Raw genomic sequence first — 13,763 nt, 5'->3', positions numbered from 1 at the left:
TTTTTCTATCGATTTACCTTTTTATCAGAAAGGAATTATATGAAAAAGATTAAAGCAATAATGCTTAGTTTGCTTGGTACTTTTTTATTCTTAACAATGTTCAATACAATTGTTCATGCGGAAGAGGGGAATGTTGGTTTCAATATTCAAATGCTTGATTCAGATGCTCAGCATGATAAAAAGGCCAGTTACTTTGACTTACGCCTATTACCTGGTCAAAAAGAAACCATAAAATTTCGATTAAACAATACTTCTGATGCTAAGAGCTCTTATACAATCCATGTCAATCAGGCTTATACGAATTCTCAAGGATTTATTGACTATACTGATGCAGATGGGGCAAAAGAAAACGATGTTCCTTATAGAATTGGTGACATGGTGACCTATGGAAAGAAAGTCACAGTAGAAGCAAAATCATCTGTGGATGTTCCCATAGAAATTACTATGCCAGATAAACCATTCGATGGACAAATTGAAGCAGCTATCCAGGTATTAAAAGATCAAAATAAAAGTGATGATCAAATCAATGTCGATTATGGATACATATTAGGTTTAAAGTTGACTGAAGCAGATACTGAAATAAAACGTGATTTAAAGCTAGTTGATGTGACACCAGAAGTGTCTTTTGGGCAACCTTCTATCGTGGCGACTATTCAAAATCCAACGATGGATGCTTATGGGCATTTAAAATATGTTGTCGAAATCAAAAATAAACAAGACAATAAATTAACCTATTCAAAAACCTATGATTCAAATATGGAGATGGCGCCTAACTCATTGTTCAAGTTAGCCATCAATACAAAAGACCAGAGACTAGTTGCGGGTGATTATACCTTAAAATTAACAGTTACAGATGCCAAAGACAACAAATGGACTTTTGATAAAGATTTTATTATTAGTAAAGATCAAGCAAATAAAATCAATGCGGTAACTATTGATCAAGGGAAGAAACAAACAATTCCTTATGTATGGATTGTTATAGGTGTTCTTGTTTTAATTATTATTATTTTGTTGTTCTATTTGAAAAAGAGAAAAATAATTAAAAGTGATTAATAACAGTTTTCTGTTTTTTTATTTATATTAAGAAGTATTGATAGTAGTATCGGCTCTTTATTAACTAAAATGAATGAAGAAAGTCTAAAGAACTAAATCAAGATGTATGATTCCTAGAGGAAAATTCCTCTAGGTTTTTCTATATGGTTGAAAAAGAACAGGACTAAAGTACAAAGAAATTCTTATCTTAAAACTATAAAGGTTACGAAAACCATCGGCATTTCTTTTCAGTACTTTGATATGGTTATTCAAGTCTACTAATTGCCCATTAGAATAAGGCAATTCTAGTGCGTTTTTAATTTCATTTTGGTAGTTCTTAAAGGGATCAATGGTTGTTTGATAAATACGGAGGAAGCAGAGAATAATTTTCGTTTAATAACTCGTAAAAATCTTTCGTAATCTTCTGTATGTACAGCGCAGAGAAAGTCTTGATAATAGAAGTAATCAAGTCTTAATGCGTCATCATAGGAAAGCAGACGATCAACAAATGTTCGACTGATGTGTTGGATAATATGAAAATGATCAAGTATAATCTGAGAGCTGGGAAAGCTTCTTGGCTAAAGAAAATAAGGGGTGTACATATCACAAGCAATAGATTTTACCGATTGACGAACAAACAAAGAGAACTGTGAAAAGTAGCGTTCTAAAAATGGCAACTGACGGTTTGAGACAACATCAATTAACCGTCTTCCATCAAAATAAAATACATAGAAGCAGTCACTTCCATGATTGATTTAACTACATCAAAAAAGAGGACTTTAGGTAAAGTCAGCTGATTGATTTTTTTTGGTTCATAAATTTGTTTCAAGACACGATAAACAGAATCCTTCTTTTGATGCGTAATTTCACTCATAGAAGTGATTTTCTTAAGCAATTGGCAACAGACAGCTTGACTTTCTTTAAAATCGAGCAACATTTTTGAATAAGGCTTGTTTCTGTAACGAATGTTCTATCGCAAGAATGGCAGAAGAAACGACGTTTCTTTAACCGTAAATAGGTTTGATACTCAGACACATCATTCATTAACACCAAACACGTTGTAAAGCCCCAACGGATAATTTTCTTCTCTTGTTCATATTGGCAATGAGGACACATATGAGCAGTATAATCGAGCATACAACAGTAGGCTTGACAGACTCTCCCTTTGACTCGTTCTTTTTTAAGCAATTTTCATTAAAAGTGATGTTTAAGTCTAGAATATCTTAGGTATTTTTTGATAAGATTTGTATAAGACATCTTGAATTTCCCTTTTGTTTGGTTTTAGACGACTTAATTCTAAGGGAAATCAGGTGTCTGTTGTATTAATTTACATTAAAAAGATGTCGATGATTTCTCACTAACATCAAAAAGTATAGAGCCTTTTTTTAAAGACCTCAAAGTCAACAAGATATTGTGGATGAACTATTATGCTACGATGATGCCCTACAGACAGGCTATGATGGGATTCAATACTTAAAATATGTTCTTTCTCATCGAGAACAGACATTCTTTTTTGAGTATCTTCAAAAGCTAGATAATCAGCTACCACATTGCTTCAAAAAGAAATTACTCTTCTTTAACAAATATAAAGAAGGCATTAAAAATTCTTTTCGCTTCCCTTATTCTAATGGTATCACTGAAGGGTTAAGCAATAAACTTAAGGTAATCAAACGGGTAGCCTATGGCTATCGAAACTTTTATCACTTTCGTTCACGTATTTATATTATTCAAGCTCTTACTTTTTCACAACAATAAAAAAGCCTGATAAGAATTGTCTCTCCTTGTTAGACTTAGATTTCTAATCAGTTTTTTTGCTCATCAACACAATTCGGCGTATAACCTTTATAAGTTGATGAATTATTTTTTAAATAGCTATTTGCGGAATACTGAAGGCATTTCTAAAAAGAAAAGATTGATTCTATAACTATAGGTATTTGCTTAGGTGTAGTACTTGGTGTAATATTCGTTGATTTCGTGAAAAATATGGTGAACTTGCTTGTGAAAAAAAAGACCTACCTTTAGGTGAAGGTAGGAAAAGGAGTTGAAAAATGAAAAAGTGTTTTGTTAGGGTGTTTGTTTGGTATAAGCAAATAGTACCTTAGATTAATGAACAAAATATGAATAAAAATCATCATTTTCATTATTAATTTAGAGCGTGTCTATAATTGGAAAAGAAAAATGTATAGACAAACTAACATTCATGGCTAGACTAATAAACATGAGAGTGTTTACGGTATTGTTTAACCATAATTGGAATAGCGATAGCAGCAAGTATAACGAATGTTTTTTTCATAAAATCATTCCTTTCTAAAGTATTTATTTTATTTCAAGTGCCAAAACACAACGTGGACGGTAGGATTCGAACCTACACCTCGATGATAGAGAACAAACAACCGTTTAGACTCTAGGAGTTAAACACCACGTTCACCCACATGAATTAAGATTAAGGAAAGAGGCAAATGAGCCTCTTTCACTCAAAAGTTTGGGACAAGTTTCTTACTTTCTTTGTAGAACATATAAACGAATCTGAGGTATCTAATTGTTTCAAAAGCAATGATCATCTCTTTTGTTTATCTATATACAGAATACCGTTTAAACCTTAAATCAAGCCTAAAAAAGTAAGAAGTAAGTATGAAGAATGATTAACTAAGTGATAAGAATCGTAGCTCCTAAAATAGACTAATAATAGAAGTAAAGAAATGTAAAAGATAAAATGAAGGATAGGTGTAAAGAGTATGAAAACATTGTATTTAATGAGACACGGACAAACACTATTTAATGTGCTGGGTAAAATTCAAGGAGCATGTGATTCACCTTTAACTGAAAAAGGAATAGAGCAAGCTCAGATTTCTAGGGACTATTTTATAGCTCATGGTATAACGTTTGATTATGCATATTCATCTACACAGGAAAGAGCCGTTGATACCGCAGAAATTGTATGTGACTATAAAAGTATTATACGATTAAAAGGTGTCAAAGAATGGAACTTCGGTTTGTTTGAGAGTGAAAGCGAACAATTAAATCCAAAAATTAAAGCAGGAGAGACCTCGTATGGAGATTTTTTTGTAGATTACGGTGGAGAATCCAGTGAACAAGTACAAAAGAGAATGAATACCGCTCTTATCGAGGTGATGGAAAAAGAAGGCCATCAAAATGTTTTATGTGTTAGTCACGGTGGTTCTATGTATCGATTTATTCAGAAATGGTTATCTCAAGATCAGATTAAAACAATTCAATTTACCAACTGTTGTATTTTAAAATTTGAGTATTCAGATGGACTATTTGAATTTAAAGAATCAATCAGTCAAGATTAGTAGAATAGTGTAACAGAATTGGTTAGGAGAAAAAAAGATTCTATAACTATGAGAATTTGCTTAGGTGTAATTTTTGATAACTTTGGTTTAGGAATAGCATTAGGTGCTATTGCCTTAGTTTAAGCATTTAAAACGTTCTAAGGAGAGTAATAGATGGAGTTGTTTGGTATGATTGAATAAGACAATGCAATAGCGAAAAATATGAACAAAGAAAGTCATTTATATCGTTGATTTATTAAGTACTTTAAATAAGAATTGTTCGGGAGAGTCGCCGTTTTGGGTGATAGGCTTTGGACAGTTCAGTCTTGACTAGCTTAACATAAGGAGTAAAAGATATGGGTATCCAATTTCAGTTGGACACAGGGGATAGAATATATCGTAATGAAGATATTACAGCAAAACTTATAAAAGATTGTTTAGATAAGGTAGACAAGAATGAAGTAGAATTTTTAGTGTTGAAGCCTAATAGAGCAATTAAAGATAGTTTATTCATACAAATAATAAGTCATTTTGTAGTGGAAATTCGTTTTGAAAATCGGGAGAAGGATTTTATTCATTATTCTTATATTACTGATAATCAAGAAGAGGTTTTGAACATACTTATTGATTATTGGAAAGTAAATAAAATTCCTGATATGAAAAATTGGAAAGATATATCTGATTCATTTAAACTTAATTTTTTATCTCGATTATTCAATAAATTAAAAGGATTTAATAATGACTAGTGGCATGGAAAAAGAGTTTTAAGCTGTAAATGGATTGGTAGTTAGACTGCTTCCTTCACTGACTACGACGTATAAGAAAAGCATCATTCACGTCAAAGGCCCTTTGAAAAATAGTGGAATTTGAACGGAAATAAATGGACTCCTTGCAAAAAATGATCTTGAGTTGCTCTAGAACTCAAGATCATTTTTTATATAAGGTACAACTAGTTAAAAAATTTTAGCTATTCTTTTTTAAGGCTAAGTATACGTCACGAGCCTCTTTTGACTCTTCTTTCATCGTTGGATAAGCTTTTTTTATATCGTTCGCAGTAATAAAAAAGAAAATAATTGCTACAATTTCAAGAGGGAAGACAATCAAGCCCATTAGGCCCAAAGAAACATCTCCTGTTCCCCCGCTATATATTTCAGAAATCATTAAAAGACCAATACAAAAACCAATTGCATCTGCTACATACATGATTATTGGGGCCACATATTTTCTTTTAGAAACAAGTGTTAATTTACTTGCACCAATATGCGCTAAAACCGTAAACACAAAGATAATCGTGCCGACTGAGTTTAGATCCATTCCTAAAAAAGACAAAATAAATACAGCGATAATAATGATTGGAAGGGCCAAATAGTATCCATATATTTGGTACGGCCTAACTTTGTCTTTCATTTCTTTTTTTGCAACCTTTAAACTTTCTTTCATAACTAACATCCTCCTTAATTTTAAAACCATTTGTTATTATACCATTTATAACATTCTTAATACCATATAAAATCAGATTATTTCAGATTCTATTTTTTCCTAACTTGCATTTAGAACAGTCTGTTCTTTTAACAGAATGTCTTTAAGGTAGAGAGATTCAAGTGGAGTTAAATCAGTCTGCAAAAAGTTATATAAGCGTAAGATCCGTTTTGGATAGGTTATATTTGCAGAGAACGAAAAATAATTATACGGGAAAGTATGTTATTAAATTGATGCCTATTTATAAACATAAAGGTGATATTTAGATTTGAACTATCGAACCTTTAGCAGTATGAAAAAATCAGTCTTAGTGCTGATAAATTATAAAATAGACTTTGTTATAATTAAAATGAAAGAATCGCTATAGGAGGTAGTGGGTGTTATGGAGTTGGGTACTATTGGTAGGTCGGTTAAAGAAAAACAAATGAGTACTGGTGGGCTTGATGTAGTTAAATATGTAGCAGCAATTTTAGTGATTTGTTTTCATTGTGAAAGAATTTTTCAAGATCCAGCAATCAATCATTTATTCAAAAATGTCTTATGTCGAGTTGCTGTTCCTTATTTTTTGATTTCTACCAGCTACTTTGTTAGAAGAGGACAAACTCAATCATCAGATTATATAAAACAATATATCAAATCGTTGGCGAAATCTTATTTATTTTGGAGTCTGATTTATTTGCCAGTTGGCTTTATGTGGGTCCAACAAAATCATTCTCTCAGTCCAATGCTCTACCCAATTGCATTGATAGTAGGAGTTTTTTATACAGGAATGTATTATCATCTATGGTATATTCCAGCTATGATTTTTGGTATTATTTTCGTTCAGTGGTTACTTGAAAAAGTGGGCTATATCGTTTTATTTGTTTTTTCGGGGGTAGCATACGGATTTGGTTCATTGGAAACTTATTATGCTTATATAGAAAATGAACAGCTGAAAAAGTTTGTTGATCAGTATTTGCGTTTATTCCTTACCACTCGTAATGGTTTATTTTTCGCATTAGTTTTTGTAGCAGTAGGTTTTTTCTTATGGGATTATCAAGAAAAATTCATTCGCTTCCATAAGTATCTGATTACACTTTTAGTTGGGTTGGGAACATTGTTAGTAATTGAAGGTATTGTGGTTTATGCTAATGTAGGAATCGATAAAAATTTTATGTGGATGTTGATTCCGTTTACTAGTTGTCTATTTTGTTGGAGTTTGTCTATAAATGTAGATGAAAGAATTGACGTAAAACGATTAAGAGCGTTAGGAAAGTATTATTTCTTCATTCATCCATTATGTATTTTGTGGACTGCCACTTTAGTAAATAGTTATGCATTTTTTGGCAATACGTGGTTACAGCTAACTGTAACGCTTATTACAACGCATTTATTGAGTTCACTCGTGATTTCATTGGTTCAACAATTACCTTATTACTATTTTGATTTAAAGCTTATGCTGCAAGTCAATCGTTCCTATTTAGAAAAGTTTATATGAAACGCGGAGAGGTGCGGATACAGAAGTAATCCCATCGGAAAGAAGCTGGAATTCATAATCACTTTGAAGAAAAAGTGGTTATGAATTCCTTCTTACTTTCTGGGAAGTAAACATTGTTATCTTTGTTCCTCGGTTTTTAAGTAAGATGAACCCCTTTGTCTACATAAATAATGTCCCCGACAATACCAGCAGCCAATTCGCTGACTAAAAAGGCACATGTATTCCCCACTTCTTCAATCGTAACACCGGCTTTATCTGGTGTACGACCTTCGGAAATCTTGATCAATTGGTCATAATCTTTCACACCAGTTACTGCAAGAGTTTTGATAGCGCCAGCTGAGATGCCATTCACACGGATCTTGTCTGCTGCAAATTCATAAGCTAAATATTTTACGGCAGTCTCTAAAGAAGCTTTAGCGATTCCCATCATGTTATAGTTCGGGATGGCTCTTTCAGAACCTAAATAAGTCATTGTAACAATCCCGGAACCAGGATTTAACATTGGTTTCGCATGATGTGCAACAGCTAAAAGTGAGTAGCTGCTGATATCTTGGGCTAACAAGAAACCAGAACGGCTGATATCACTTACATTGCCATCTAATTCTTCTTTGTTAGCAAAAGCAATAGCATGAACTAGCCCATCGATCTTATCAACTTTTTCTTGAATCGTTTGGAAAGCTTGTGCAATTGATTCATCAGAAGCAACGTCACATTCAACAAGTAAATCTGTTGGTTCAGCTAATTTTAGCAATTGTTTTTTCATGCGTTCGTTTTGGTATGTGTAAATAATATCAGCACCTTGTTCTTTTAGTGCTTTAGCACATCCCCAAGCGATACTTCTTTTGTTTGCTACGCCCATTACGACGACTTTTTTATTTTTTAGAAACATATGGTTTTTCCCCTTTTAAAATTATTTTTAGTGTGTGAAAAAGGTCTCACATCTTAAAAAAATCTAACTATCTGACTTTATTTAAGTTGACGGATAAAAGTGCAACTGGTATTATCTGTGTTGAGAATGATAAAAAAATTCTCGAACGAATAAACAACACCAATACAGACATTTTATCGGATGTCTGAATTATTAACTAAAATACTTTGAAAGTCAAACTATTTTACTTAAATTTAAACAAAAAAGTGTTGTTTATGCTAGTTTTTTTTAATTTGATAGTCAAAACAATGGTGGAGGTGCACAATGAAACGAGTTGTAATAACAGGAATGGGAGCAGTGACTCCTTTAGGAAATACGGTAAAAGAGTATTGGCAAAATTTAGTCAATGGAAAATTAGGAATCGCTAAGATTACTAAATTTGATTCTGAAGATACAGGTGTAGCACTTGCAGGTGAAGTGAAAGACTTTGATCCAAGTGAGGTTCTTGATCGTAAAGAACAAAAGAGAATGGATTTATTTTCGCAATATGGTTTAGTTGCTGCAATGGAAGCTTGGAATATGAGTGGTCTGACGAAAGAATCAATTGATCCAAAACGTTTTGGTGTGATTGTGGGTAGTGGAATTGGTGGCATGACAACCTTACAAGATCAAGTCAGAGTTATGGATAAAAAAGGAGCTAAACGTGTCACACCTTTCTTTGTACCAATGGTGATCGCAAATATGGCTTCAGGAAATATTTCAATCAAATTAGGGGCAAAGGGTCCTTCTCAAACAATCGTAACGGCTTGTGCATCCGCGACAAATGCAATTGGAGAAGCATTCCGCACGATCAAATACGGTTTGGCTGATATGATGATCACAGGTGGAACAGAAGCAACGATCTGTGAAATCGGTATTGCTGGTTTTGCTGCTCTAAGCGCTTTGAATACAACGGAAGATCCAACGAGAGCTTCGATTCCATTCGACAAAGAGAGACATGGTTTTGTGATGGGTGAAGGTGCCGGGATGCTGATGCTAGAAGAATTGGAACACGCTCAAAAACGAGGGGCGACAATCTTAGGCGAAATCGTAGGATATGGCAGCAATTGCGATGCTAGTCATATGACGGCACCATTGAAAGATGGTAGCGGAGCAGCAGATGCTATCGAATTAGCCTTAGCAGAAGCGGCAATTGATGCCTCAGCTGTAGGCTATGTCAATGCACATGGGACATCAACACCAGCCAATGATGCAGCCGAGACGGCAGCCTTGAAGCGAGTGTTTGGCGAACGTGCGCATGCTATTCCGATTTCAAGCACGAAAAGCATGACAGGTCACCTTTTGGGAGCCGCTGGAGGAATTGAAGCAATTGCTTGTGTGAAGACTTTACAAGAAGGTCTAGCGCATCCTACAGTAGGGTATAAAGTAGCAGATCCAGAATGTGATTTAGATTATGTAACAGACGGTTCACGCCCCGTACAAGCAGAATATGCGATCAGCAATTCGTTTGGTTTCGGTGGTCACAATGGTGTTATTTGTATGAAAAAATGGGAGGAAAACTAACAATGACAAGATTAATGAACGCAACAGAAATTATGGAAATGATTCCAAACCGTTACCCAATTTGCTTTATCGACTATGTGGATGAGATTATTACAGATAAAAAAATCATTGCCACAAAAAATGTAACGATCAACGAAGAATTTTTCCAAGGCCACTTTCCTGGAAACCCAACAATGCCAGGTGTTTTGATTATTGAAGCTTTAGCACAAGTTGGATCGATTTTGATTTTGAAAATGGATCAATTTAAAGGGGAAACAGCCTATATCGGAGGAATCAACAAAGCGAAATTCCGTCAAAAAGTTGTTCCCGGAGATGTATTGAAATTACATTTTGAAATCGTTAAGATCAGAGATTATGTAGGTATTGGGAAAGCAACTGCTTTTGTTGAAGATAAAAAAGTGTGTGAATGTGAATTGACCTTTATTGTAGGCAGATAATGATAAATGAATTGAATAGCGTAAAAATAGGCTAAGACAGAAGCGTTTAATCCCGAGAAATAAAAAGGGATTGCTTCTGCTTCCACCGTTTATTCGCATTTAGGGTATGATACAAAAGTGATTGTTACTTTTGTATCATACCCTTTTTTGTCAGAATGTTCAGTGATGTAAATCATATAATCTGAGTGCTAATTGCAATGCAAACGTATTTTTCTCCTGATCCAATGCTACAGGTAACAGCATTTTGATCTTTTTAATTCGATAAAGCAATGTATTTCGATGAATAAATAGGGCTCTGGATGTTGTTGCAATATTCAAGTGATGTGCTAAATAGGCTTTTAAAGTTAGGGTGAAATTCGTTTTATTTTCTAAATCATAGGTCAATAACGTGTCTAAGTAATGAGTATAGAACTTTTTTCCTTGCTCTTTTGAAATCGAATCAACTAGAAAAGAATCAAAATAAACGTCATCAAAAAAATAGATTTTTTCTTCTTTTGAGTCATTCTCTAATAACTGGATGACTTTTTTTGCTTCCTCAAAACTTTGAGTTAGTTCTTGGATCGGTAGAGTTGAGCCGATTGTGCAAAAAAATTCACGTTCAGCTGGTCCCTGCTGTTCTAAATACATCCGAATTCGCTCAGCTGTATCGGATAATTCATTATGCGTTTTGAATGCACTCGATTTAGGATCTGTTCCTAAAAGTAGAATCAACTGATTTTTACGGCTGAATAAATGAAGATGTGGAAATCGATTTGCTGTATAGCTTGTCAAGGAGGACAATAAGCTTTTCATGATGCGATCCTCAGCTTGCTTTTTTTTCATCAGAGAGTCCGTTTGTATTCCTGATTTCTGAAGAGACAGAATCAAAACCGTATAATTCAAGGTAGGATCGATTGGCGTCTCATAGGCAGCTAAAGCATCCAGGTCCTTGATTTGACCAGATAATAAGTGATCGAAAAAATCACGGCGAATACGATTTTCCGTCCGTTCAATTTCAAATAGACGGATTTGCTCTAGCGCAAATGCCATCGAGCCATTTTCTAAAGCAATATAATCAAAATCAATCAGCGGCCTTTCTATTTGAACGACCAGAATAAAACCATAATGAACCGTATCGAAATAAACCGGCACGATTACACAGGGATATTCTTTTTCGGCAAAAAAGAATGGGCGAGTAATCGGCTTTTTTATGCGTTCAAAATTAGTGGGTAAATCAGTAAAAAATTCAATTGGAAATGTAAAGGTATTTCCAATCTTTTTGATCGTTTCTTGGATTAAGGGATGTTTATTATCATTACAAGCGATGACTGACCAGTCACTGTCAATTAGCACTATAGGATTTTGCACCATCTTGGCCAAGCTAGCAGCAATTTTCTTCATCCCACCACCATGTAGTGAAATCTCAAAGAATTGTGAATGAATAGCTAAAGAGGCTTGATTTCGTTCATTCATACGACCAGAGATTTCACCCATAACGATATTCATGATTTTTGAAAAGGCAATCCCGTAAGGAATTTCGATGATCGGTAAGGCTAATTCGTTGGCTAAATCACGCATAGATTGCGGGATGCCCTTTAAATAAATATGTGGTTTGATGCAAATTGCCGAACAATTGATTTCTTTAAACCGTTGGATAAAACGTTTTTGAATTTCGGTATTTTCACTAAAAAAATAGCCAGAAGTAATTAATAATTCCCCAGCGGACAACCAATCAGAAGCATTTGGATTATCTAAAATATTGACGCCAGTAATGTCATTTTCAAGACCATTCGCACCAGCGACTAATTTGAACGTTTTAAACGGAGCAAGCTGTAGAAAATGATTGACTGTTAACATACTATCCCCTCTTTCTAATGTATGATTTCATTCCTTTAACTATACGTTAATTAGTTAAAGTATACAAATTGAAAAGGAAATATTTAGCTGTTTTATCCGTATATGAGAAGGCTCTCTTAGTGTAGATTATAGAGTATAAAGAAGTTGAAGTGAATAAGGAAGTGAGGGGGTTGTACATGAAAATCCCTGTCAAAATAGCAAAAATTCTTGGCTAAGATTCAAAAAAATAGAAAGGAGAAATTCACAGTAGGATTAATTTGGCAATCAACTTCATTTTATGAAAAGGGAGGACTATATAGGATAGTGGTAGAGGGATTAGACAATGTATCTAAATTCGTTGGGTGATGATTGTGTAAATCAAAATAATGTAAAAACGAAACTATTGATCTAAACATCAGCTTTATCTATTAGTCAAACGAGTCATTCGATTGCAAAAATGAGAGAAGTATTGGATTTTATGCCCAGCGGTGGTTTGTCGGTCCTTCAAAAGCATGGCCAATCAATGCAGCTACTGCTCATAAAGAAGCAGGAATCACCCTCCACCAATGTCGGCTGTTGAAAAAGCAATCGTGACCGTTAGCGAATAACTATAAAAAATAAAGAGGAGCAAAGTTATGGACACCATAAAAACCAATCAAGCGTTGCTAAAAGCTGTAGAGAACAATGATAAAAAACAAGTTTTTCAGTTGTTGAACGAAGGCTTGGATATTTCTTTGACTGATAAAACAGGCCGCTCACTTTTGATGATTGCGGTACAACAGAACGAACGTTCAATGGTCAAAGAATTATTAGCTTTTGGAGCAGATGTAAATCAGCGAGACAACACGCAACTAACACCGTTTATCTGTGCTGCTGCGAATGGATTTGATGAAATTGTTCGTGAGATTCTTAAAACAGGAGCTGCCGATTTAGCTTCAGTTAATCGTTTTGGCGGAACTGCTCTGTTACCCTCTAGTGAAAAAGGCTATTTAAAAACAGTTCAGTTGTGTTTGAATGCAGGAGTACCAGTGAATCATGTGAATCGTCTAGGCTGGTCAGCATTATTAGAAGCGGTGATTTTAGGCAATGGCGGTTTCTTGTTTCAAGATGTAATCAGGGAACTCGTTCAGCATCAGGCTGATAGCTCTCAAGTTGATGCTACTGGTAGAAATGCTCTTGATTATGCAATTGAAGTCGGTCAAGATGAGCTGATGGCTATTCTAGATAAAGAGGAAACATCAGAGAAAAATTTTACTAAGATCCGAAATTATTTGCGGAGTGATGAACTGACAAAAGCTCTAACAGTATTAAAAACATTAGACCAATCAAATCTAAAGGTATTATATTATTTAGGCTATACGTATCAACGAGCAAAAGACTATCCCAAAGCGCTTGAGTATTATAAAAAAGGCTGGTCAAAAGACGACCAATTTGCTTTTTATGTAAGCAATAGTTATCGGATGATGGGGGCGATAGAACAAGCATTACAAGCATATGATCAAGCAATAGAAACGGATCGAAGTTTCTTTTATCGCTATCATAAATCTAATTTTTTAAGAGAATTAGGGCATCATGAAGATGCTGTTCAACTAATGGATAACTTGTTAGCCGACTACCCTGAACGAGTTGATTTTTATTTTCATAAGGCCAATAGTCTACGGAGTTTGAGCCGACATCAAGAAGCTATTGAAGCAATGGAAAGGGCGATTCAAATCGAACCAGGAAATCCATTATTTTCAGAACACCGTGCACAATCAATTCAGTTGGTAAAAAACTAAAGGAATGTATTGGTAGGAAAG

At 34.4% G+C, this 13,763-nt stretch carries 11 protein-coding genes and 1 pseudogene; 8 read left to right on the top strand and 4 right to left on the bottom strand.

The window, feature by feature from the left end; genetic code table 11:
• Window positions 1–39 precede the first annotated feature (39 nt).
• Complete coding sequence (locus AC1PU0_RS14785; protein ID WP_206849287.1) at window positions 40–1,053, top strand: WxLIP family cell surface protein; 1,014 nt, start codon at window positions 40–42, stop codon at window positions 1,051–1,053.
• 129 nt (window positions 1,054–1,182) lie between these two features.
• Here the strand turns inward: AC1PU0_RS14785 and AC1PU0_RS14780 are convergent.
• A pseudogene (locus AC1PU0_RS14780) lies at window positions 1,183–2,289 on the bottom strand (transposase).
• Between the two features lie 153 nt (window positions 2,290–2,442).
• Here AC1PU0_RS14780 and AC1PU0_RS14775 point away from each other — a divergent pair.
• From AC1PU0_RS14775 to AC1PU0_RS14765, 3 genes are all read left to right on the top strand, one after another.
• Window positions 2,443–2,787 carry a transposase gene (locus AC1PU0_RS14775; protein WP_479998814.1) on the top strand — a complete coding sequence of 115 codons (345 nt, stop codon included), beginning with the start codon at window positions 2,443–2,445 and terminating at the stop codon, window positions 2,785–2,787.
• Between the two features lie 980 nt (window positions 2,788–3,767).
• Window positions 3,768–4,346, top strand: a complete 579-nt coding sequence (locus AC1PU0_RS14770) for a histidine phosphatase family protein (RefSeq protein ID WP_206849288.1) — start codon at window positions 3,768–3,770, stop codon at window positions 4,344–4,346.
• Window positions 4,347–4,681: 335 nt separating this feature from the next.
• Window positions 4,682–5,071, top strand: coding sequence for a hypothetical protein (locus tag AC1PU0_RS14765; protein ID WP_206837798.1), 390 nt, complete (start codon window positions 4,682–4,684; stop codon window positions 5,069–5,071).
• A 217-nt stretch (window positions 5,072–5,288) separates the two neighbouring features.
• Here the strand turns inward: AC1PU0_RS14765 and AC1PU0_RS14760 are convergent, their stop codons facing one another.
• Window positions 5,289–5,765 carry a hypothetical protein gene (locus AC1PU0_RS14760; RefSeq protein WP_069655064.1) on the bottom strand — a complete coding sequence of 159 codons (477 nt, stop codon included), beginning with the start codon at window positions 5,763–5,765 and terminating at the stop codon, window positions 5,289–5,291.
• 421 nt (window positions 5,766–6,186) lie between these two features.
• Here AC1PU0_RS14760 and AC1PU0_RS14755 point away from each other — a divergent pair, with 421 nt between their 5' ends.
• The gene (locus AC1PU0_RS14755) at window positions 6,187–7,281 is read left to right on the top strand and encodes an acyltransferase family protein (RefSeq protein WP_206849290.1); all 1,095 of its coding nucleotides are present in this window, start codon (window positions 6,187–6,189) and stop codon (window positions 7,279–7,281) included.
• Window positions 7,282–7,417: 136 nt separating this feature from the next.
• Here the strand turns inward: AC1PU0_RS14755 and fabI are convergent, their stop codons facing one another.
• Window positions 7,418–8,170 (bottom strand): enoyl-ACP reductase FabI, encoded by a 753-nt coding sequence (fabI, locus tag AC1PU0_RS14750; protein ID WP_206837803.1) that lies wholly within the window; start codon window positions 8,168–8,170, stop codon window positions 7,418–7,420.
• A 303-nt stretch (window positions 8,171–8,473) separates the two neighbouring features.
• Here fabI and fabF point away from each other — a divergent pair, with 303 nt between their 5' ends.
• Both fabF and fabZ read left to right on the top strand, forming a co-directional pair.
• Window positions 8,474–9,712, top strand: coding sequence for a beta-ketoacyl-ACP synthase II (gene fabF, locus AC1PU0_RS14745; RefSeq protein ID WP_069655067.1), 1,239 nt, complete (start codon window positions 8,474–8,476; stop codon window positions 9,710–9,712).
• Window positions 9,713–9,714: 2 nt separating this feature from the next.
• Window positions 9,715–10,149, top strand: coding sequence for a 3-hydroxyacyl-ACP dehydratase FabZ (gene fabZ / locus AC1PU0_RS14740; protein ID WP_010762460.1), 435 nt, complete (start codon window positions 9,715–9,717; stop codon window positions 10,147–10,149).
• Between the two features lie 159 nt (window positions 10,150–10,308).
• On the opposite strand, the gene AC1PU0_RS14735 is transcribed toward fabZ, so the two are convergent.
• On the bottom strand, window positions 10,309–11,985 hold the full coding sequence (locus tag AC1PU0_RS14735; protein ID WP_479998509.1) for a PucR family transcriptional regulator: 1,677 nt from the start codon (window positions 11,983–11,985) through the stop codon (window positions 10,309–10,311).
• A gap of 614 nt (window positions 11,986–12,599) precedes the next feature.
• Here AC1PU0_RS14735 and AC1PU0_RS14730 point away from each other — a divergent pair.
• The gene (locus AC1PU0_RS14730; RefSeq protein ID WP_206849294.1) at window positions 12,600–13,742 is read left to right on the top strand and encodes an ankyrin repeat domain-containing protein; all 1,143 of its coding nucleotides are present in this window, start codon (window positions 12,600–12,602) and stop codon (window positions 13,740–13,742) included.
• The last annotated feature ends 21 nt before the right edge of the window (window positions 13,743–13,763 follow it).

The sequence above is a fragment of the Enterococcus sp. XAF26B05_ASV22 genome, assembly GCF_056727285.1.
The sequence above is the reverse complement of the archived record's forward strand: the minus strand, read 5'-3'. Positions and strand labels throughout refer to the sequence as shown.

Bases quoted from the DNA above. Each gene is read 5' to 3' on its own strand.
- AC1PU0_RS14770 (WP_206849288.1), top strand. From the start codon at position 3,768: ATGAAAACATTGTATTTAATGAGACACGGACAAACACTATTTAATGTG.
- AC1PU0_RS14730 (WP_206849294.1), top strand. From the start codon at position 12,600: ATGGACACCATAAAAACCAATCAAGCGTTGCTAAAAGCTGTAGAGAAC.
- AC1PU0_RS14765 (WP_206837798.1), top strand. From the start codon at position 4,682: ATGGGTATCCAATTTCAGTTGGACACAGGGGATAGAATATATCGTAAT.
- AC1PU0_RS14785 (WP_206849287.1), top strand. From the start codon at position 40: ATGAAAAAGATTAAAGCAATAATGCTTAGTTTGCTTGGTACTTTTTTA.
- AC1PU0_RS14760 (WP_069655064.1), bottom strand. From the start codon at position 5,765: ATGAAAGAAAGTTTAAAGGTTGCAAAAAAAGAAATGAAAGACAAAGTT.
- AC1PU0_RS14735 (WP_479998509.1), bottom strand. From the start codon at position 11,985: ATGTTAACAGTCAATCATTTTCTACAGCTTGCTCCGTTTAAAACGTTC.
- AC1PU0_RS14755 (WP_206849290.1), top strand. From the start codon at position 6,187: ATGGAGTTGGGTACTATTGGTAGGTCGGTTAAAGAAAAACAAATGAGT.
- fabF (WP_069655067.1), top strand. From the start codon at position 8,474: ATGAAACGAGTTGTAATAACAGGAATGGGAGCAGTGACTCCTTTAGGA.
- fabI (WP_206837803.1), bottom strand. From the start codon at position 8,170: ATGTTTCTAAAAAATAAAAAAGTCGTCGTAATGGGCGTAGCAAACAAA.
- fabZ (WP_010762460.1), top strand. From the start codon at position 9,715: ATGACAAGATTAATGAACGCAACAGAAATTATGGAAATGATTCCAAAC.